Below are 18,957 nucleotides of genomic sequence, written 5' to 3' on the forward strand. Positions count from 1 at the left end.
GGCCCGCGCCCCCCGCCCCGGCGTGTCCGCGCGCCACCCCCCGCACCACCGCGGCGACCATACCGCCCAACCCCCGGCGCCCCCCCGCGGGGGCCGCCGGCGAGGACGGTGTCGACCTGCGGCCCGAACTGGCCCGGGTCGGCCTGGAGGAGGCCGTGATGCGCTCCGCCGCCCTGCGGGTCTCCTACCGCCAGGGCAGCACCGTCATCCGCCGCGCACTGGAGCTGACCGGGGACGACCGGCTGGGCCTTCGGGTGGGCGCGGCGCAGCACCTGACCGCGTGGGGACTGCTCGGCTTCGCGCTGATGGCCTGCGACACCCTGGAGCACGCGATCACGACCGGAGTGAAGTACCAGAACCTGTCCGGAGCGATGACGGTCTGGTCAGCGGGAGCGGAGGAGGACGGCTTCGTGCTGCGGGCGAGCTTGCCCGACCCGGCCCTCGACCCGGGAGTGGGGGTCTTCCTGACCGAGGAGGCGTTCTCCAGTGTCGTCACGCTGACCCGCCTGATCGTCGGCCCGGCCTTCGCGCCGAGCCGGGTCGCGTTCGTCCATCCCGCCCCGCGTGACCTCACCCCGTACAGCGACCTGTTCGCCTGCCCGGTGGCCTTCGGGGCGCAGGACAACCGCCTGGTCGTCCCTCCGGCGTGGGCTCGCACCGCGATGCCGGGCCGCGACCCGGTCGTCCTCGCCTCGGTGCTCGAGCTGTTGGACGCCCAGGTGGCGGCCCGGCGCGACCAGCAGGAGTTGCTCGAAGTCCTGGAGGTCTCGATCGCGCAGGGACTCCCGTCGGTGCCGTCCTTCGCCGAGCAGGCGCGGCGGCACGCGGCCAGCGAGCGCACGCTGCGCCGGCGGCTGGCCGACTGCGGCACCACCTACGAGGCGATCGTCGACGGGGTCCGGCGCGAACGGGTCGAACAGCTGCTGCGGCGTCCGGAACCGACCTTGCGCGAGGTCGCGCGCCAGGCCGGTTTCTCCGACGAACGCGCCCTTCGCCGCGCCGTGCGCCGCTGGCACGGCGTGGCTCCGCTGGAGTTGCGCAGGCGGTTCGAGCGGTCCGAGGAGCCCGGCGGCGTCAGCGGGCGGTGAGCAGGCCGATGGCGGTGGCGTGCGCGGCGAACGCGGCGGCCGTCAGGGCGTGGAACACCTCGTGGAAGCCGAACCAGGCCGGTGACGGGTCGGGGCGTTTGCGGGCGTACACGATGCCGCCCGCGCTGTAGAGCAGGCCCCCGGCCAGGACGAGGGCGAGGACCACGGGCCGGCCGCTGTGGGCGAAGTCCGGGATGAACAGCAGCACGATCCAGCCGACCGCGAGGTAGACGGGCGCGGAGAGCCACCGAGGGGCGGCGGGCCACAGCCACTGGAGTGCGGCGCCCACCGCCGCCGCGCCCCAGACCGTCCAGAGCAGCTCCCGGCCCGCCGGCGGTGGCAGCAGCAGGACCGCCAGCGGGGTGTAGGTCCCGGCGATGACCAGGAAGATGTTGGTGTGGTCGAGGCGGCGCAGCGCCTCTTCCGTGCCGCGGGTCCACCGGCCGGTGTGGTACGCGGCGCTGGTGGTGAACAGCAGCGTGGCGGTGAGGGCGAAGACCGCGCAGGCCGCTCGGCCCCGGCCGTCGGGAGCGGTGGCGGTGAGCGCGAGGCCGACGGCCAGGGCGAGCGGGGCGGTCGCGGTGTGCAGGACGCCGCGCAGCCTCGGCCGCTCCTCGACCGGCGCGGCCGGAGGTACGGGATGGGCGAGGTGATGGGTCATCAGCGGCTTTCAGCGGGTGCGGATCCAGACGGTCTTCTCCCTGGTCCACTGGGCGAAGGCCGCGGTCGACTTCTCCGCACCGCCGAATCCGGACTGCTTCCAACCGCCGAACGGAGTGCTGATGTCCCCTTCGCTGTAGGCGTTCACCGAGACCACGCCGGCCTGGACGTCGCGCGACAGGCGCAGCGCGGTATCGAGGTCGCGGGTCCACACGGAGGCCGCGAGCCCGTACTCGGTGGCGTTGGCCAGGCGGATCGCCTCGGCTTCGGTGGTGAAGGTCTGGACGGTGACGACCGGTCCGAAGAGCTCCTCGGTCAGCACGTCGCTGTCGACGGGGGCTCCGGTGACGACGGTGGGCGGATAGTAGGCGCCGGCGCCGGGCAGGCCGGCGGGAAGGCCCGCGGTGTGGATGCCCGCGCCGGCCGCGGCGGCGGCGTCAACGGCGCCGGCGACGCGGGCGCGGGCAGCGTGGCTGATCAGGGGCCCGATGCGGGTCTCCGCTTCGGCGGGGTCGCCGATGACCAGCGCCTCGGCGGCGACGACGAACCGGGCCAGGACCTCTTCGGCGATGTCCCGGTGGACCAGCACGCGCGAGCCGGCCGTACAGTTCTGACCCATCGTCAGAAAGGCGGCCTCGATCATGTTGTCGATGAGCTCGTCGCCGAAGCCGAGCGCGTCGGCCATCAGGATCTGGGGGCTCCTTCCGCCCATTTCCAGCGAGACGCGCTTGAAGTTGGTCTGCGCCGCGTCGGTCAGGATCCGGCGCCCGGTGGCGGTGGAGCCGGTGAAGGACAGCGCCCCGACCAGGGGGTCGCGGGCCAGCGCCGTGCCGGCGACCGGCCCGTGACCGGGCAGCACCGTCAGCACCCCGTCCGGCAGACCCGCCTCGGTGGCCAGGCGCGCCAGGTGCAGCGCCGAGCGCGGTGTCGCCTCGGCCGGCTTGAGCAGCAGGCAGTTGCCGGCGGCGAGCGCGGGCCCGACCTTCCAGGCGGCCATGGCCAGCGGGTAGTTCCACGGCAGGATCGCCGCGACCACCCCGACCGGCTCGCGGCTGATCAGCCCGAGGTGCTCCCGGCCGGTGGGGGCGAGCCGGCCGAAGAGCTTGTCGGCCGCCTCGGCGAACCAGCGGATCGACTCGATCGCACCGGGCACGTCGCCGGTGCGGCACTCGGTGATCGGCTTGCCCGCGTCCTGGCTGTCCAGGCGGGCCAGCGTCTCGGCGTCCCGTTCCATCAGGTCGGCGAGCCGCAGCAGCACCGATGCCCGGTCCCTGGGCGGCAGTCGGGACCACGACCCGCTCTCGAAGACCCGCTGGGCCCGCTCGGCCGCCTCGGCGACCTGGCGGGCGCTCGCGGCGGGCAGGGTGGTGATCAGCTCTCCGGTCGCCGGGTTGGTCACCCGCAGCACCGTTTCGTCGGTCACATCCGTCACGGTCATGCTTCCTCCACGAGTTCCCAGCGGCCGTCGACCTGGCGCGCCAGCCCTCGGCTTCGCAGGTCCTCCAGGTAGCGGGCCATGCCGCGCTCGCCCCGCCCGTGGAAGAGCGGGAAGACCTTGGGCAGCAGGTTCGGGGCCAGCATCGCCAGCCGCACCAGCAGGGACTCGCTCGGCTTGGGGTAGACCTCCAGGCGGGGCTTGTCCAGCAGACGCACCACCGCGGCCACCACGTCGGCGGGCTGCTGGGGCGGGTCCTGGAACTGCATGGCGTTGCCGCCGTCCACGGCCTCCTGACGAAGCATCCGGGTGTCGGTGGCGGACGGCAGCACCGACCCGGCCAGGATGCCCTTGTCCCGCAGGTCCAGAGCGATGGAGAGCATCGCGCCGCGCAGCCCGAACTTCGAGGCGGTGTAGATCGGTGTCTCGCCCAGCGGGAAGATGCCCCCGAGGGAGACCGTGGTGACCACCCGCGCGTCGCTCGACGAACGCAGCAGCGGGATGGCGATCCTCGTCGCGACCAGCGGGGAGAGCAGGTTCAGGTTGATCTCCTGTTCGATGCTCTCGATGCTGCGCACGTCGAAGCGTTCGGCGCTGGTCATACCGACGTTGTTGACCAGGACGTCCAGGTGTCCGTACCTGGCGCCGACCTCGTCGAACAGCCGCTGAACCGCGGCGCGGTCCAGCAGGTCGCAGCCCATCCCGACGTGCCCCGACCCGGGGAGGTCGCCGGCGACCTGCTTGGCGCGAACCTCGTCGATGTCGACGACGACGCACCGCGCGCCGCCGGCGGCGAACCGGCGGCACAGGGCACTGCCGATCCCGCCCGCACCGCCCGTGACCAGAATGACTTTGTCGCTGAAGTCGTAGCTCATGACTGCCCCACCGGCTGGCGGGCCGAGGCCGAGGGCGGGTTGCCGTGGGTGCGCCAGCCCATCTGACCGGCCACCTTGGCCAGGTGCTTCACGATGGCCCCGCCGTCCACATAGCCGGTGTGCCGGGGCGAGGCGACGAACTTGAGTCCGCCGGACAGATCCGGACGGTCGTTTCGGATCAGGTCGGCGAAGCGCTGCGCGCTCGGCAGCTTGCGCTGCGTGTCCTGGATGAATCCGGCGATCAGCTGCGCCTGGGTGTCGAAGAGGTGGTACGCCCCGGAGTTCGTCTCCACGAAGCCGACGCCGAACAGCCCTCGGTGCTCGCGGGAGAACGACGACAGGTAGAGATCGGGGTGCTGCTCACTGCCGAAGTACTGCTGTGCGACCGGCACCTTGTGCACGTATCCGGTCGCCAGCAGGATGAGGTCGAAGTCGTCCCGGGTGCCGTCGGTGAAGTGCACCGTCCTGCCCTCGGTACGGGCGATCCCCGGCTTGGCCGAGATGTCCCCGTGCTGGAGGTGATGGATCAGCATCGAGTTGATCGCCGGGTGCGTCTCGAACAACTTGTGGTCGGGCTTCTGCAGGCCCAGCCGGCGCGGGTCGCCGTTGATGAGGCGAAGGAAAGCACCGAAGATCCGCTGCTCCAACCACATCGGCAGCTTCGGCCCGCTCTGGGCGATCGTGTCCACGGGCCGGCCGAACAGGTGCTTGGGGATGAACCAGTAGCCGCGCCGCATGCTGATCACCGCGTGGTCGGCGGCCCGGGCCGCATCGCAGGCGATGTCGCAGCCCGAGTTCCCGGCCCCGACGACCAGCACGCGCTTGCCTCGCAGCTCGTCCGCGCTGCGGTAACCGACCGTGTGCCGCACCTCACCGGTGAAGTGACCGGGCAGCTCGGGGACGTTGGGATGCCACTGCGAGCCCGTACACACCACGACCTGCCCGTGGACGCTCTGCCGCCCGTCGGCCCGCGTCACCGTCCAACTGCCGTCCGCGTTCTTCCCGACGCTGCGGACCTCGGTGCCGAACTCGATCCGGCCCGTCAGTCCGTACGCGTCGGCGAACGACGTGAGATAGGAGAAGATCTGACGGTGCGACGGGTAATCGGCGAAGTGGTCCGGCATCGGCCACCCGCCGAAGCCCGAGAGGGTCTTACTGGAGATGAAGTGGGCCGACTCGTACATCGGACCACCGGGGTTGTCGATGTCCCACAGACCCCCTGGGCCCGTGTGCCGCTCGACATGCGTGTACGGGATGTTCCGCTCCGCCAGCGCCCGCGCGACCGCCAGTCCGGCAGGTCCCGCTCCGATCACACACGTGTCGTACTGGGTGTCTTCCACGGGTTTGCCTCCCTCTGTCGCGATCCGTCGCCGATGAGGGAAACCTACGTACCCGCTGGTCAGCGCGGACTGGCCCGCGCGGCCACCGGGGGGACCGTAGCGGCCATGCGGTTGGCATCCCTTAGCTGCCAGGCGTTGGCGGCCCGCATCCCTCGCTCCGGTTCACTGCGCAGTGTGCATGGTCAAGTTGCAGGTCACGGGTCTGGTGTGCGCGGATGTCGACGTGCTCGGGCTGGGAGCGGCCCAGCAGTATCACCCCGCCACCGATCGGGCGATCTTCCTGAGCGCGGTCCAGGCGCGGGGTGCGGGCAGCCGGCCGGCCGACCGCATGAACTCCTCGGGCTCTTCGTCGCTGAGGCGCACCGACCCATTGCACGCCGAGCAGCGCACCTCACCCGCCCGGATCTCGGCGAGGCGGGGGTAGCGGATCTGCCCGCACACCCCGTGCAGCGCCTTCCAGCCCTGGTGGACACCCGGGTAGTCGGCGAGCGGCTCCCACCCGGCCTGGACGAGGTCCGCGGGCGCCCTGTCTGTCTGCTCGGCCAGGTACCAGGCGCTCAGCGCCGCCTCCGCTCGTCCCCGTGCGAAGTGCTTTTGGTGGGCTGGTGTCAGTGGCCGCGCGGGCGGTGGCGGTCGCTGGGCCCGTGTCTGCGCCGGATCCTGAGGGCGAGGAGAACGAGACCGGCCCCGGCCGCCAGGGCGGCGGCGACCGAAGCGGGCGTCCGCCAGGCCGTACCGCCCGCCCGGGCGGCGGCCGTGCTGTCGGTGGACCCCGCCAGGACCGAAGGATGGGCCTGGCCGGGGGCTCCGTCCGTGGAGCTCGCCGACGGGGAGGCGGATTCGGTGGCCGCCGTCGTGGCCGTCAGCTCGATGTGACCGGCCGTGCGGGCGACCGTGAAGGCAGCTCCTCCCACGCTGAGGGTGTCGCCGGAGAGCGCGACGTCCTGCGAGCCCACGGTGAAGCTCTGGACCCCGCCGGGCAGAATGATCTTCGCGCCCGTGACGACCTCCAGCTTGTGCAGCGTCGTCGATTTCGCCGCGCCGAGGTCGAGGACCGCGGACGCACCGGTGAGGGCGACCCCGCTGGACGAGGCGAGCGAGGCACCGGCCACTGCGAGCGTCCCCTTGGCCACGGTGGTGGCGCCGGTGTAGGAGGCGGCGGTGAGCGTCGTCGTCGCGGTGCCGTTCTGCATGACTGATCCGGAGCCGGACACCGCCGGGAGGGTGACGGGCGTCCGGACGTTCTGAATGATCAGCGAGCCCTCGTCGCTGATCGCGTCGAGAGTGCCCTTCGTGTAGAGACTCCCGTCCGCTCCTGCCGTCCCGGATCCGAGGCGAAGCGTGGCACCCTGCTGGATGGTGGTGGAGCCGTCGTAGAACTGAGCGGCGGCGAAGGTGACGTCGTTCCCGGATGTGCCGGCGATGACGATGTCGCCCGCCCCGGGAGTGGCGAGGGTGTCGTGGTACTTCCCGCCACCGATGGGCAGGCCGAGGGTGACCGGGCCGTTGTAGTCGAAGGTGAGCCGCGAGCGCCGCGAGTTCGCGTGCAGGTTGATGTACGCCGTTTCGGCCGTGCCCGGCATGAAGATCTGGTGGGTGGTGCCGTCGCCCCACTGGACGTCGGCGCCCTCGATGTTGGTCCCGCGCTTGTTCAACTGGTGGGCGACCGGTACCAGGTTGAGGTTGCCGTTGCTCAGCGCCGGCGAGGCCGTGCCGGTGTTGTCGCTGTAGCTGTAGGTGCCCGTCAGGACCACCTTGCTGCCGGGCCGGGAGTGGATGTTGACGTCGTTGCCGTATTCGCGGCTGTAGAAGTTCTGGCGCTGGACGACCGTCTGGTTCAGCGGGGTGTCGATGATCCACGAGCCGCGGTTGAGGACGGCCTTGGCGTTCGGCAGGTCGGCCGCGCAGGTGGTGGCGGCGTAGTTGGCGCCGGTGCCGATGTCGAAGACCCCGGAGAAGGGACTGCTTCCGCACAGTTGGAGCGTGCCCCACATGTTGCGGGGCTGGAAGATCGTCCCGGAGCCGCTGATGGTGCCCAGGTTGAACAGCCGCGTGAGCGACAGGTTGAGCGTGCCGTCGACCCGGATGTTGTCCTGGTTCTGTTGGTAGCCGGGCGAGTTGTAAGGGAAGGCGCCGATCAGGCCGCTGGTTCCGCCGTTGCCGTACTGCAGGGTGGCGCCGGCGTCGACGGTGATCGCAGGCCGGTCAGGGTTGTTGACGACCACATAGGGGTGGTTCCCGCCGGGGATGCCGACGGACTGGCCCTGCTGGGAGCCGGGCAGGGTGAAGGTGCTGTCCTTGGTGAGGATCAAGGTGCCCGTGCCGGAGACCCGCAAGGAGCCCTGCCCGCTGATCACCCCCGAGTAGGTGTGCGACCCGGGCGGTACGTTCACGACGGCGTTTCCGCCGAGGACCACGTCGCCGTTGGAGAGGATCGACGAGGTGATGTCACCGTCCGCCGCGACGGCGCCGGTCGGCGCGAGGGCCACGGGCACGGTCGTCACCGCGACGATCGCGGACGCCAGCAGTGCATGCCATGAACGTTTCATCGGGGGTTGCTTCCTGGGTGCGGGCAGAGGCGGTGCCGGCGCGCTCCTCGGAGGCGCCGGCACCCGGTCGGGTCAGCTGGTCACGCGGAACGTGGCGTCACCACGTCCGGTCGCGGTGGTGATCGGGTCGAGCCTCAACTCGTACGCGTAGTGCCGGATGTAGTGGTCGGGGTGGTTGTACGACTGGAACGAGGACCAGGTCGGGTCGGCGAGTCCGGAGACCTGGCGGAAGGTCGCGTCCTGGGCGAACTGGCTACTGCCGTCGTTGTAGACCAACTGGAAGTCGTAGTTGGAGTGCCGCAGGAAGTACCCGGGGAAGTTCACCGACTCGAAGGAGACGGTGCCGGTGCCCGCGAGGCCAGGCCGCAGGCGGAACCGGGAGTCGTCGGCGGGGCTGACGTTCGGGTCGATGCGCGCGTCGAAGTTGGTGTGACGCACGTACCGGTCCTGGAAGTTGAACGACTGGAGCCGCTGGGCGGGGGTGTTGGGCCAGCGGGCGAACACGCGGCTCTCCTCGGCGGCCGTCAGGTTGAGGATCCAGCCGTGGCGCTTCTTCGTGCCGCCCATGTTGTAGTCGCTCGACGCCTGCCGCTGGTAGACGGCCGGGTTGGACGGGTCGGTGGTCAGGACGGGCATGTAGCCGCCGCTGCTGGCGTACTGGTCGAGATAGAGCGCCCACTTGTTGGTGCCGTTGAACTTCATCCACATCGGGCCCTCCACCTGGGAGCCGGTGAGGCCGATGCCGGAGAGGTTGCCGAGGTCGGTCCACGTCCCGAGGATCGAGTTGCTGCCCTCAAGGGTGATCTGCCCGTCGCCGGAGGCCCGCACGTAGCGGAAGTTGCCGACGCCCGTCGGCACCTCGATGATCTGGGTGTCGATGATGTTCTGGGTGCCGGGGCGATCGATGTACACCTGCGGGGTGGTGATGGTGCGGAAGTCCGAGGTGCGGGCGGCGTAGATGCGGTGCTTCAGTACGCCGTTGAGGGTCGCGTTGGTCGCCCAGTACAGGACGTAGCTGTTGCTCGCCGGGTCCCAGATCGCCTCGGGCGCCCAGGCGTTGCGTCCGTCGGGGATCGCGCCGGCGACGTTGAGCAGCCACGGCTGGGACCAGGTGGCCAGGTCGGTGGACTCCCACACCACCAGGCTGCGGCTCGCGTTGTTCACGGCCTGGTCCCAGTTCTGCCCGCAGCCGATGCACAGATGGGTCGCGATGATCCAGTACCGGCTTCCGTCGGGGGAGCGCACCAGTGCGGGGTCGCGCACGCCCTGCGTGCCGACGGTGGAGCGCAGGACCATCCCGCCGCCGTTGAGGTCGTTCCAGTGCACGCCGTCCGTGCTGTGCGAGAGGTACATCTGCTGACCGGTCGAACCGTCGCCGATGAAGTGCACCATCAGGTAGCCGGGTTCGGCGGCCGTGGCCCGCTGGGGGCGGCCGTGGCCAGGCCTGTGAAGAGCAGGCAGACGGCGAGCACCATCGCCGACAGCCGTGCGCGAAGCGCGGACATGGACATCTCCTGTCGATCTGCAGTGCCACCGGGTGGGTGGGTCCGGGCAGCGGTGTGGGCTGAACCGGAGGTGGCGTCGCCGTTTCGCCCCGGGGAGAGTGTTAACGCTAACAATTCAGCGGGGCAAGAAGTGGGGTTGGCCGTTACCCAATCTTGACCGGTCACGCACAAGTCTTCCGGGCTCGGACCCGAGTTGACGGCCGGTCGGCCGACCGGGCTCAGGTCGCCGGGCCGGCGGGGGCCCGGTCGACCGCGCCCGGCCCGGCTCGAAGCACCACATCATCACCGACGCGGGCGGCGCCCCGCGTCCCGGGCGGCAGCGCCGGCACGTAGGTCGCGCCCGTCGTGCTCATGCAGCGTTCACAGCCGCCCAATCGACTATGGCCCGCCCCTCCTCCTCGCCGCGCAGCAGGCTCTCCGTCAACCGTCCCAAAGGGCCGGGTGGTCCACGGGTCGCAGTCGCAGTTGTTTGGCGCGGTCGGAATCCCTCCCCCACTGTCTTGCCGCGACGGCAACCAGAAGCCCCAGCCCCGGTCAGGAGATGTGAATCTGCCTCGCCCCCCGATGCCGCACCCGGTGGCGTCGCGCTGCGGGAGTCGCTCGCCGCAGACCACCCTCGGGGGTGCCCCGACATCGAGCGTGCCCGGCTCTCCGTTGCGGGTCCTCGGAGTCACAAGGTCGCTCGTTACGCGAAACCCGCCGGCTCGAACCACTGGCAACGTGCTTGGACTTGTCGAACACCCTGTCTTTTGCGCTGTGCCCGGGGCGCAGCTGCTGCGGGATGCGCCGCCTGGATGACCTCTCGGCCGCTGCCAAAGGGTTTACATCTCACCGCAACTGGTGTCCAACTACCTTGGACGGGAGGCCCAATGGGCGGCAATCACATCCCGGTACCAGGTGTACGACGCCTTCGGGGTACGGCGCTGCGTCTCGAAGTCCACATGGACGAGACCGAACCTTTGATGGAAACCCTCGGCCCACTCGAAGTTGTCGAGCAGGGACCAGGTGTAGTAGCCGCGGACGTCGACGCCCTCGGCGACGGCGGCGGCCAGGGCGTCGAGGTGGCCGGCGAGGTAGGCGATCCGGTCGGGGTCGTCCACGGTGCCGTCCGGGCCGACCTCGTCGGCGACGGAGCAGCCGTTCTCGGTGATGGTGATCGGCGGGAGGGCGGCTCCGTAGCGTCCGCGGAGGCCGACGAGGAGCTCGCGCAGGCCGTCGGGGACGACGGGCCAGTCGAAGGCGGTGCGGGGGACGCCCTCGATCGGGGCCTCGGTGAAGGGGAGGCCGGGGTCTGTCGGGGCGGCGATGCGGGTGGGGTTGTAGTAGTTGACGCCGAGGCCGTCGAGGCCGGGGGCGGAGATGAGCTTCAGGTCCCCGGGGTGGACGACGCCGCCGAGGTCCTCGGCGAGGCCGAAGGCCGACAGGTCGGGGTAGCGGCCGAGCAGCAGCGGGTCGGTGAAGAGCCGGTTGTGCAGGGCGTCGTAGGCGGTGGCGGCCGCGACGTCGGCGGGGTCGTCGGTGGCCGGGCGGACGGGGGTGAGGTTGTTGGCGATCATCACCTGCAGGCCGCGTTCGCGCAGCGCCGCGGCGGCCAGTCCGTGGCCCAGCAGCTGGTGGTGGGCTGCGGGCAGCGCGTCCAGCATCAGGGCCCGGCCGGGCGCGTGGATGCCGAGGGCGTAGCCGTAGACCATGTGCACGAAGGGCTCGTTGAGGGTGATCCAGGCGCGGACGCGGTCGCCGAGCCGCTCTGCCGTCACCGCGGCGTACTCGGCGAAGCGGTACGCGGTGTCGCGGTCGAGCCAGCCGCCGCCCTCCTCCAGGGCCTGCGGGAGATCCCAGTGGAAGAGGGTGGGCAGCGGAGTGATGCCGGCTTCCAGCAGTGCGTCCACGAGGCGGTCGTAGAAGGCGAGTCCGGCCTCGTTGACGGAGCCGGCGCCGGTGGGCCGGATGCGGGACCAGGCGATGGAGAACCGGTAGCCGTCCAGACCGAGGCCCTGCATCAGGGCGATGTCCTCGGGATGGCGGTGGTAGTGGTCGCAGGCCACCGCCCCGGTGTGGCCGTCACGGACCGCGCCGGGGCGGGCGGCGAAGACGTCCCAGACGGACGGGCCGCGGCCGTCCTCGTCCACGGCGCCCTCGATCTGGTACGCCGCGGTGGAGGCTCCCCAGCGGAAGTCGGACGGGAGGTCGAGTCGCTTCGGCATGCCGGACTCCTGCTCGGACGGCGGTCGACGAGAACACATAAATATGAGGAGCCCTCATGTTAATGCGTCTTCCCGGGTCACACCAGACGCCCCACGAAGCAGGCCCCCCGGCCGCTCGCCGAGGGGACCGGGAGGCGTCGGCGTCGAGGCAGGATGCGGCGGATCACTGCGGCATCGGCGAGGACGGCTTCGAGCGGATCCGGACGGGATGCCGGCGCCACACCGAGGGGGCGGACGGCGCCGACACCCCACTCCGGGGCCTCGGCTCAGGCCCCGGAGGAGGTCCGCCCGGCGGGGGTCAGGACCAGGCCTGGGCGGCGAGCCAGCTGGTGTCCTCGCTCCAGCTGTTGGCGTTGTCCCACGTGTTGCTGCCGCCGTCACCGGCGACGTAGCCGGTGTAGTTGTAGTGGCGCAGGTACTTGTTCGGGTAGTTGGACGACTGGAAGGAGACGCCCTGCCCGCTGTGCCCCGCCCGGGGGCAGAAGGTTGCGTCCTGGTTGAACAGGGCGGTGCCGTTGCCGGTGGCGGTGTAGAGCTGGAAGCCGGAGTGGCGCAGGTACTGCCCCGGGACGGCGGCGGACTCGAAGGACAGGCAGGAGCTGTCGGCCAGTCCGGAGTGGACGACCCAGGTGGCGTCCGCCTTGTCGGAGGCGGAGCTGGTGGCACTGATCGGGGAGATGGCCACGGTGCTGTCGGCGTTGTGGCGGAGGTAGTCCGCGGTGCAGCAGGCGGTCGTCGCCCTCAGCGAGACCCGGGCGCCCGGGGTGAGCAGGCTCGATGTCACGGGGGCGGTCTGGTAGCCGGCCGCGGTGATGTTGGCCTGCACGGCGTTCTCGGTGGCGTCCGACGGGTAGCCGGAGGTCATGACGCCCTCGTAGAAGGTGCCGCTGGACGACTTGCTGTTGTCGCCGCCGATGCCGAGGATGATGGCGCCCTCCTTGTGCATCGGGTTGTAGCCCGAGGCGTTCGGACGGGCTCCGCTGTAGTAGGTGGACAGCCCGCCCGACTGGGCGTTGCCGGCGCGGATGGCCCACAGGTTCGGGGCGCCCTTGACGACGGCGGTCAGGAAGCGGTTGCTGACGCTCGGGTCATTGGCGTTGTAGCCGACGTTGGCGCCGGAGTACAGGCCGTTCTCGAGGTCGGCCATCACCCAGGGGCCGCTTCCGGTGCCGGAGCCCCAGATCGTGCTGTCGCCGAAGTAGATGGCCTCCATGTGGCCGTTGCCGGTGTCCAGGTTGTTCGTCTCGGCGTTGCCGTAGTCGAAGCAGCAGCCGCCGCCGAAGTGCGTGCCGTCGAAGATCGCGTACATGCCCTCGGGCTGGTCGCCGGTGGCGATCCCCGAGGTGTGGTTGTTGCGGTAGCCGGTGCCGGCGGCCACGTAGACGCCGTAGGCGGGGTGGCCGCCGACCTTCACCGGTGCGGCCGCGGCCGGTGCGAGGTTGTCGGGGCCGCCCGCGGCGCCGCCCGCCGGCGCCTGGGTGAGACTGTTGCCCCGGCCGGACTGGTCGTAGACGACCGTGATCACACAGGTCGTCCCGGCGCAGAAGGCGTCCTGGGCAGCGGCGTCGGCGTACCCGCCGGTGCTCAGGAGGCCGATGTCCCTGGTCGCGCCGTCCGAGGCGCGCCGCACCTGGTACAGCGACCCGCCGTACCCGCCGAAGAGGGCGCGCGTGGTGCTGTGGGCCGCCACGCACGGGGTGCCGCCCGCCGCGTAGATGTCGCACGGCCCCTGCGTGGCGGCCTGGGACGTCGTTGCCGTACCGGCGAGGAGGCCCGCGGCGAGGACCGCGGTGGTCCCGGACGCGAGCAGCGTCTGGCGCGCACGGCGCAGCCATGTTCGAGCAGCCAACGGTGGGCTCCTTTACTGGTGGTGGGAGCGTGAGCCGTCGGTCCGGCCGTCCCTGGCCGGCCGATCCGGCCGGTGGCGGGCCGCGTGGTGTCGGTCGATCTCCAGACTGTTAGCGCTAACAATTAATCCTGACGAACGCTCAGTCCATGATCAACAAAGGGGGGTTCGGCCCTGAACCGGCGGGCATCACTATGTCCACCCCACCCGACCCCGTCAAGACTTCCGGCCGCGTCCGGACCCGCGGCGGCCATTCCGGCCGGGCGCCGCGAACCGGCCCTTCGGCGCGGCCGGAAGGAGAACGGCACTGCTCAGCCCCGCCCCGGGGCCGAGGAGGCCGACCCGGCGCACGCCGTCCGCCGCGCTCGGCGGACGCCCCGCCGGCAGACCGCACAACCGTGCGGCGGCAAGGGATCTGCCCCGCTCCGACAGAGCCGTACGGAGCGCCGAGGAGCAACCAACCGTCCGGCTCGCACACCCTCCGGCAATCGCCGCACGCACCGGAACAGGCGCCGGGCGAGCCACCTCCCGCCGCTCCTGCGGCCGCAGGTCAAGATTCGATAAAGCAATGCACCACTCTTGCACCGGCTCATTGTGAACGCTAACAATCATCGATCAGAGGCGACGGCGGCTGCCCCCAAACCCCTCGGGCGGTCAGCAGCACCATCAACTCTTCCTGCACATCCAATGTTTGACGAGCACTCCGAACGTCAGGCCGGCCTCCGCCGACAGATCCAGCACCCCGCCCCCGTCCGGTGCGCTGCCCGCTCCGCAGCCCCGAGCCGCGAGGGACCACCGAGAGGAAGACCCACATGCCCAAGAGAGCCGCTGCAGCCGTGCTTGCCGGTGCCATGATCATCGGCCTGTCCGCCTGCTCCTCCGCAGGCAGCTCGTCGGACGGCAAGAAGCCGGGCGGCAAGCTCGTCCTCGGCTTCGCCCAGGTCGGCGCCGAGAGCGGGTGGCGCACCGCGAACACGAAGTCCGTCCAGGAGGCCGCCAAGAAGGCCGGCATCACCCTCAAGTTCTCCGACGCCCAGCAGAAGCAGGAGAACCAGATCAAGGCGATCCGCTCGTTCATCCAGCAGAAGGTCGACGTCATCGCCTTCTCCCCGGTGGTCGAGTCCGGCTGGGACACCGTCCTGAAGGAGGCGAAGGCGGCGCACATCCCGGTGATCCTCACCGACCGCGCGGTCGACTCCCAGGACACCTCGCTCTACAGCACCTTCCTCGGCTCGGACTTCGTCGAGGAGGGCAAGAAGGCCGGCGACTGGCTGGTCAAGGAGTACCAGGGCAAGCCGGGGGACGTGAACATCGTCCAGCTGGAGGGCACCACCGGCTCCGCCCCGGCCAACGACCGCAAGTCCGGCTTCGCGGACGTGATCAAGGGCGACCCGAAGTTCAAGATCGTCGCCTCGCAGACCGGCGACTTCACCCGGGCCAAGGGCAAGGAGGTCATGCAGGCCTTCCTGAAGGCCCAGCCGAAGATCGACGTGTTGTACGCGCACAACGACGACATGGCGCTCGGCGCGATCCAGGCCATCGAGGAGGCCGGCAAGAAGCCCGGCACCGACATCAAGATCGTCTCCGTCGACGGCGTCAAGGACGCCTTCACGGCGATGTCCCAGGGCAAGATCAACTTCGACGTGGAGTGCAACCCCCTCCTCGGCGACCAGCTGATGGAACTGGCGAAGAAGGTCAGGAACGGCGAGAGCGTCGAGCACCGGATCAAGACCGTCGAGGGCACCTTCACCCCCGAGCAGGCCACCGCGGCCCTGCCCACCCGTCAGTACTGACCGGCCGGACTCCCCGGGCGCCCCCCCCCCCCCCCCCGCCCGGGCGGGGGCGCCGCGTATCGGCCGCGCCGGGGCTGTTGTCGCTTCGCGGGACCCGTCCTGGAAGTACGGGGGCTCCGCAAGGAGTTCCCGGGCGTGCTGGCGCTCGACGGCGTCGACTTCCGGCTCTTCCCGGGGGAGGTGCACGCGCTGATGGGCGAGAACGGCGCGGGCAAGTCCACCCTCATCAAGGTCCTCACCGGCGTGTACCCGGCCGACGGCGGACAGGTCACCATGGCCGGCCGGCCGATCCGGATCACCGGTCCGCTCCAGGCGCAGCAGGCCGGCATCTCCACCGTCTACCAGGAGGTCAACCTCTGCCCGAACCTCTCCGTGGCGGAGAACCTCTTCATCGGCCGCGAGCCGCGGCGCCGCGGCCTGATCCACTGGTCCGAGCTTCGCCGCCGCGCCGAGGCCTCGGTGGCCGCACTCGACCTGGACCTCGACGTCACCGCCCCGCTGAACGGATTCTCCATCGCCGTCCAGCAGTTGGTGGCCATCGCCCGGGCGGTCGACGTCGACGCCAAGGTGCTCGTCCTGGACGAACCGACGTCCAGCCTCGACCGCGACGAGGTCGCCCAACTCTTCGCCGTCATGCGGCGACTGCGCGACCGCGGCGTGGCCGTCCTGTTCGTCTCGCACTTCCTCGACCAGGTCTACGAGATCTGCGACCGGATGACCGTCCTGCGCAACGGCCGTCTCGAGGGCGAGTACCTCACCCGGGACATCAGCCAGGTGCAACTGGTCTCCCGCATGATCGGCTCGGAGCTCGCCGGCCTGGAGAGCCTGGCGACCGCCGGCCGCCGGGAGGGCCCCGCGCCGGACGGCTCCGCGCCGTTCCTGAAGGCGGAGCAGCTCGGCCGCCGTGGTGCGATCGAGCCCTACGACCTGACCGTCCGGCCCGGCGAGGTCGTGGGCCTGGCGGGACTGCTCGGCTCCGGGCGCACCGAGGCGGCGCGGCTGCTGTTCGGCGCCGACCACGCGGACAGCGGCACCGTCCGCGTGGACGGCCGGCCCGCGCCGCTGCGCACCCCGCAGGCCGCCATCGGCCACGGCATCGCCTTCTGTTCCGAGAACCGCAAGGCCGAGGGCCTCATCGGCGACCTCACCGTCCGCGAGAACATCGTCCTCGCCCTCCAGGCCGCCCGCGGATGGCTCCGCCCCCTGTCGCGCACCGCCCAGGACGACTTCGCCCTGCGCTGGATCCGCGCGCTGAACATCCGCCCCGGCGACCCCGAGGCGCCGGTGCGCAACCTCTCCGGCGGCAACCAGCAGAAGGTGCTGCTCGCCCGCTGGCTGATCACGGACCCCAGGCTGCTCATCCTGGACGAACCGACCCGCGGGATCGACGTCGGCGCGAAGGCCGAGATCCAGAAGCTCGTCGCCGGCCTGGCCGAGAAGGGCATGTCCGTGCTGTTCATCTCGGCCGAACTGGAGGAGGTCCTGCGCCTCAGCCACAAGGTCGGCGTGCTGCGCGACCACCGCGTGGTCGCGCAGTTGGCCAACGACGGATCGCTCACCCCGGAGCACATCATGGCAACCATCGCGAGCGGAGCCCGGCGATGACACGACACCGGCTCTTCTGGCCCGCGGCGGTCCTCGTCGCCATGCTGCTGGCCAACCTGCTCTTCACACCGGACTTCTTCGCCGTCCGCACGAAGGAGGGGCACCTCTACGGCAGCCTGATCGACATCCTGCACTTCGGCGCGCCGCTGATCCTCGTCTCCCTCGGCATGACGCTGGTCATCGCGACCGGCGGGATCGACCTGTCGGTGGGCTCCACGGTCGCCATCGCCGGTGCGCTGGCCTGCCTGCACATCAGCGAGTCCGCCACCCCGGGCGGCGTTCCCACCGTGCTCGTCGCGGTCGCGCTGGCCCTGGCCGTCGCCGTCGTCCTCGGCGCCGTCAACGGCCTGCTGGTCTCCCGCATCGGCGTGCAGCCGATCGTCGCGACGCTCATCCTCATGGTCGCCGGCCGCGGCGTCGCCCAGCTGATCACGGACGGCCAGATCATCACCGTCACCAGCGGCCCGTTCCGTCTGATCGGCGGCGGCTACTGGCTCACCGTGCCGTTCTCCGTGCTCCTGGCCGCCGCCGTGGTGGCCCTCGCCCTGCTGCTCACCCGCTCGACGGCGCTCGGCCTGCTGCTGGAGTCGGTCGGCGGCAACCCGGTCGCCAGCCGCCTGGTCGGCATCCGGGCCGGCCGCCTGATCACCCTGGTGTACGTGGCCAGCGCCGTGTGCGCGGCCGTCGCCGGCCTGATGATCAGCTCCAACGTCTCCGCCGCCGACGGCAACAACGCCGGTCTGTGGATCGAGCTCGACGCGATCCTGGCCGTGGTCATCGGCGGCACGTCGCTGAACGGCGGACGGTTCTCGATCGGCGGCACGGTGCTCGGGGCCCTGGTCATCCAGACGCTGTCCACCACCGTCTACACGATCGGCATCCCGCCGGAGACCACCCTCGTCTTCAAGGCCGCGGTGGTGATCGCCGTCTGCCTCGTCCAGTCCCCGCAGTTCCGCGCGAAGGTCGCCCGTCGGCGGAGCACCGTCGGCGCCGGCCGGCCGGCGCGGCCCGCGACCCCGGCCGATCTGGAGGTGGGCGCATGAGCACCACACTCGCCACCCGACTGCGCGGTCACGTCCCGCTGCTGGTCACGTCCGTCCTGCTGGTCGCGATGTTCGCCGCCGGTTCGGTGCAGTACGAGGGCTTCTTCTCGGGTCAGGTCCTGCTCAACCTCCTGATCGACAACGCGTTCCTGCTCGTCGTCGCCGTCGGCATGACGTTCGTGATCCTCACCGGCGGCATCGACCTGTCGGTCGGCGCGGTCGTCGCCCTGTCGACGATGGTCTCGGCCTGGCTGGTGGAGAAGCACCACTGGCCGATCCTGGTGGTGGTCCCGCTGGTGCTGGCCATCGGGACGGGGCTCGGCTGGGCCATGGGCTGGGTCATCCACACGTTCGAGATCCAGCCGTTCATCGTGACGCTCGCCGGCATGTTCCTGGCCCGCGGCCTGTGCTACACGATCAGCATCGAGTCCATCTCCATCACCGACCCGTCGTACACCGCGATGGCGCAGACCCGCATCCCGCTGCTCGGCGGCGCGTTCCTCTCCCCCAGTGCCGTCATCGCCGTGGCGGTGACCGCCGTCGCCTTCGTCGTGCTCCACTACACCCGGTTCGGTCGCAACGTGTACGCCCTGGGCGGCAGTGAACAGTCCGCGCTGCTGATGGGTCTGCCGGTGGCGCGCACCCGGATCACCGTGTACGCGGTCAGCGGCTTCTGCTCGGCGCTCGGCGGCGTCCTGCTGACGTTCTACATGCTCTCCGGGTACGGCCTGCACGCCGTCGGCCTGGAGCTGGACGCCATCGCCGCCGTGGTCATCGGCGGCACCCTGCTCACCGGCGGCTCCGGCTACCTGATCGGCACGGTGCTGGGCGTGGCGGTGCTGGGACTGATCCAGACGGTCATCAGCTTCCAGGGCACGCTCAGTTCCTGGTGGACCAGGATCGTCATCGGCGCCCTGCTGTTCGTCTTCATCGTGCTCCAGCGCGTCATCACGGCACGCCGCCGCGCCCAGGCCGTCTAGGGCTGCCGCGCCCGCACCTGGCATCGGCCAGGTG

Annotated in this window: 13 protein-coding genes and 1 pseudogene; 6 read left to right on the forward strand and 8 right to left on the reverse strand. The window is 70.9% G+C overall.

What is annotated here, in order from left to right:
• The coding region (locus ACFV0G_RS08440; protein ID WP_380543672.1) for an AraC family transcriptional regulator at positions 1 to 1,088 on the forward strand (1,088 nt) is incomplete at its 5' end.
• Here the strand turns inward: ACFV0G_RS08440 and ACFV0G_RS08445 are convergent.
• From ACFV0G_RS08445 to ACFV0G_RS08460, 4 genes are read right to left on the reverse strand one after another with little or no spacing between them, the layout of a single operon-like run.
• The gene (locus ACFV0G_RS08445) at positions 1,075 to 1,749 is read right to left on the reverse strand and encodes a hemolysin III family protein (protein WP_380543674.1); all 675 of its coding nucleotides are present in this window, start codon (positions 1,747 to 1,749) and stop codon (positions 1,075 to 1,077) included. The genes ACFV0G_RS08440 and ACFV0G_RS08445 overlap by 14 nt on opposite strands.
• Before the next feature lie 9 nt (positions 1,750 to 1,758).
• Positions 1,759 to 3,186: an aldehyde dehydrogenase family protein gene (locus tag ACFV0G_RS08450; RefSeq protein WP_380543677.1), complete on the reverse strand. Its 1,428-nt coding sequence runs from the start codon at positions 3,184 to 3,186 to the stop codon at positions 1,759 to 1,761.
• Positions 3,183 to 4,058, reverse strand: a complete 876-nt coding sequence (locus ACFV0G_RS08455; protein ID WP_380543680.1) for an SDR family NAD(P)-dependent oxidoreductase — start codon at positions 4,056 to 4,058, stop codon at positions 3,183 to 3,185. Before ACFV0G_RS08455 ends, ACFV0G_RS08450 begins: the two co-directional genes overlap by 4 nt.
• Positions 4,055 to 5,398, reverse strand: a complete 1,344-nt coding sequence (locus tag ACFV0G_RS08460; protein ID WP_380543683.1) for a flavin-containing monooxygenase — start codon at positions 5,396 to 5,398, stop codon at positions 4,055 to 4,057. Before ACFV0G_RS08460 ends, ACFV0G_RS08455 begins: the two co-directional genes overlap by 4 nt.
• Before the next feature lie 178 nt (positions 5,399 to 5,576).
• On the opposite strand from ACFV0G_RS08460, the gene ACFV0G_RS08465 reads away from it, so the two are divergent.
• Positions 5,577 to 5,822 carry a hypothetical protein gene (locus ACFV0G_RS08465; protein WP_380543686.1) on the forward strand — a complete coding sequence of 82 codons (246 nt, stop codon included), beginning with the start codon at positions 5,577 to 5,579 and terminating at the stop codon, positions 5,820 to 5,822.
• Between the two features lie 184 nt (positions 5,823 to 6,006).
• Here ACFV0G_RS08465 and ACFV0G_RS08470 read toward each other — a convergent pair whose 3' ends face one another.
• From ACFV0G_RS08470 to ACFV0G_RS08485, 4 genes and pseudogenes are all read right to left on the reverse strand, one after another.
• Positions 6,007 to 7,947 (reverse strand): autotransporter, encoded by a 1,941-nt coding sequence (locus tag ACFV0G_RS08470; protein ID WP_380543689.1) that lies wholly within the window; start codon positions 7,945 to 7,947, stop codon positions 6,007 to 6,009.
• A gap of 72 nt (positions 7,948 to 8,019) precedes the next feature.
• Positions 8,020 to 9,452 (reverse strand): annotated as a pseudogene (locus ACFV0G_RS08475) (glycoside hydrolase family 43 protein).
• Between the two features lie 848 nt (positions 9,453 to 10,300).
• The gene (locus tag ACFV0G_RS08480; protein WP_380543692.1) at positions 10,301 to 11,656 is read right to left on the reverse strand and encodes a GH1 family beta-glucosidase; all 1,356 of its coding nucleotides are present in this window, start codon (positions 11,654 to 11,656) and stop codon (positions 10,301 to 10,303) included.
• A gap of 298 nt (positions 11,657 to 11,954) precedes the next feature.
• Complete coding sequence (locus ACFV0G_RS08485; RefSeq protein WP_380543695.1) at positions 11,955 to 13,505, reverse strand: alpha-L-arabinofuranosidase B; 1,551 nt, start codon at positions 13,503 to 13,505, stop codon at positions 11,955 to 11,957.
• Positions 13,506 to 14,314: 809 nt separating this feature from the next.
• On the opposite strand from ACFV0G_RS08485, the gene ACFV0G_RS08490 reads away from it, so the two are divergent.
• From ACFV0G_RS08490 to yjfF, 4 genes are all read left to right on the forward strand, one after another.
• Positions 14,315 to 15,295 (forward strand): ABC transporter substrate-binding protein, encoded by a 981-nt coding sequence (locus ACFV0G_RS08490; RefSeq protein WP_380543698.1) that lies wholly within the window; start codon positions 14,315 to 14,317, stop codon positions 15,293 to 15,295.
• Positions 15,296 to 15,430: 135 nt separating this feature from the next.
• Complete coding sequence (locus tag ACFV0G_RS08495) at positions 15,431 to 16,900, forward strand: sugar ABC transporter ATP-binding protein (RefSeq protein WP_380543701.1); 1,470 nt, start codon at positions 15,431 to 15,433, stop codon at positions 16,898 to 16,900.
• Positions 16,897 to 17,943 carry an ABC transporter permease gene (locus tag ACFV0G_RS08500; RefSeq protein ID WP_380543704.1) on the forward strand — a complete coding sequence of 349 codons (1,047 nt, stop codon included), beginning with the start codon at positions 16,897 to 16,899 and terminating at the stop codon, positions 17,941 to 17,943. The genes ACFV0G_RS08495 and ACFV0G_RS08500 overlap by 4 nt, the downstream gene beginning before the upstream one ends.
• Positions 17,940 to 18,923: a galactofuranose ABC transporter, permease protein YjfF gene (yjfF, locus tag ACFV0G_RS08505; protein WP_380543707.1), complete on the forward strand. Its 984-nt coding sequence runs from the start codon at positions 17,940 to 17,942 to the stop codon at positions 18,921 to 18,923. Before ACFV0G_RS08500 ends, yjfF begins: the two co-directional genes overlap by 4 nt.
• Positions 18,924 to 18,957: the final 34 nt, after the last annotated feature.

This window comes from Kitasatospora sp. NPDC059571 (assembly GCF_042735675.1).
Taxonomy (GTDB): domain Bacteria; phylum Actinomycetota; class Actinomycetes; order Streptomycetales; family Streptomycetaceae; genus Kitasatospora.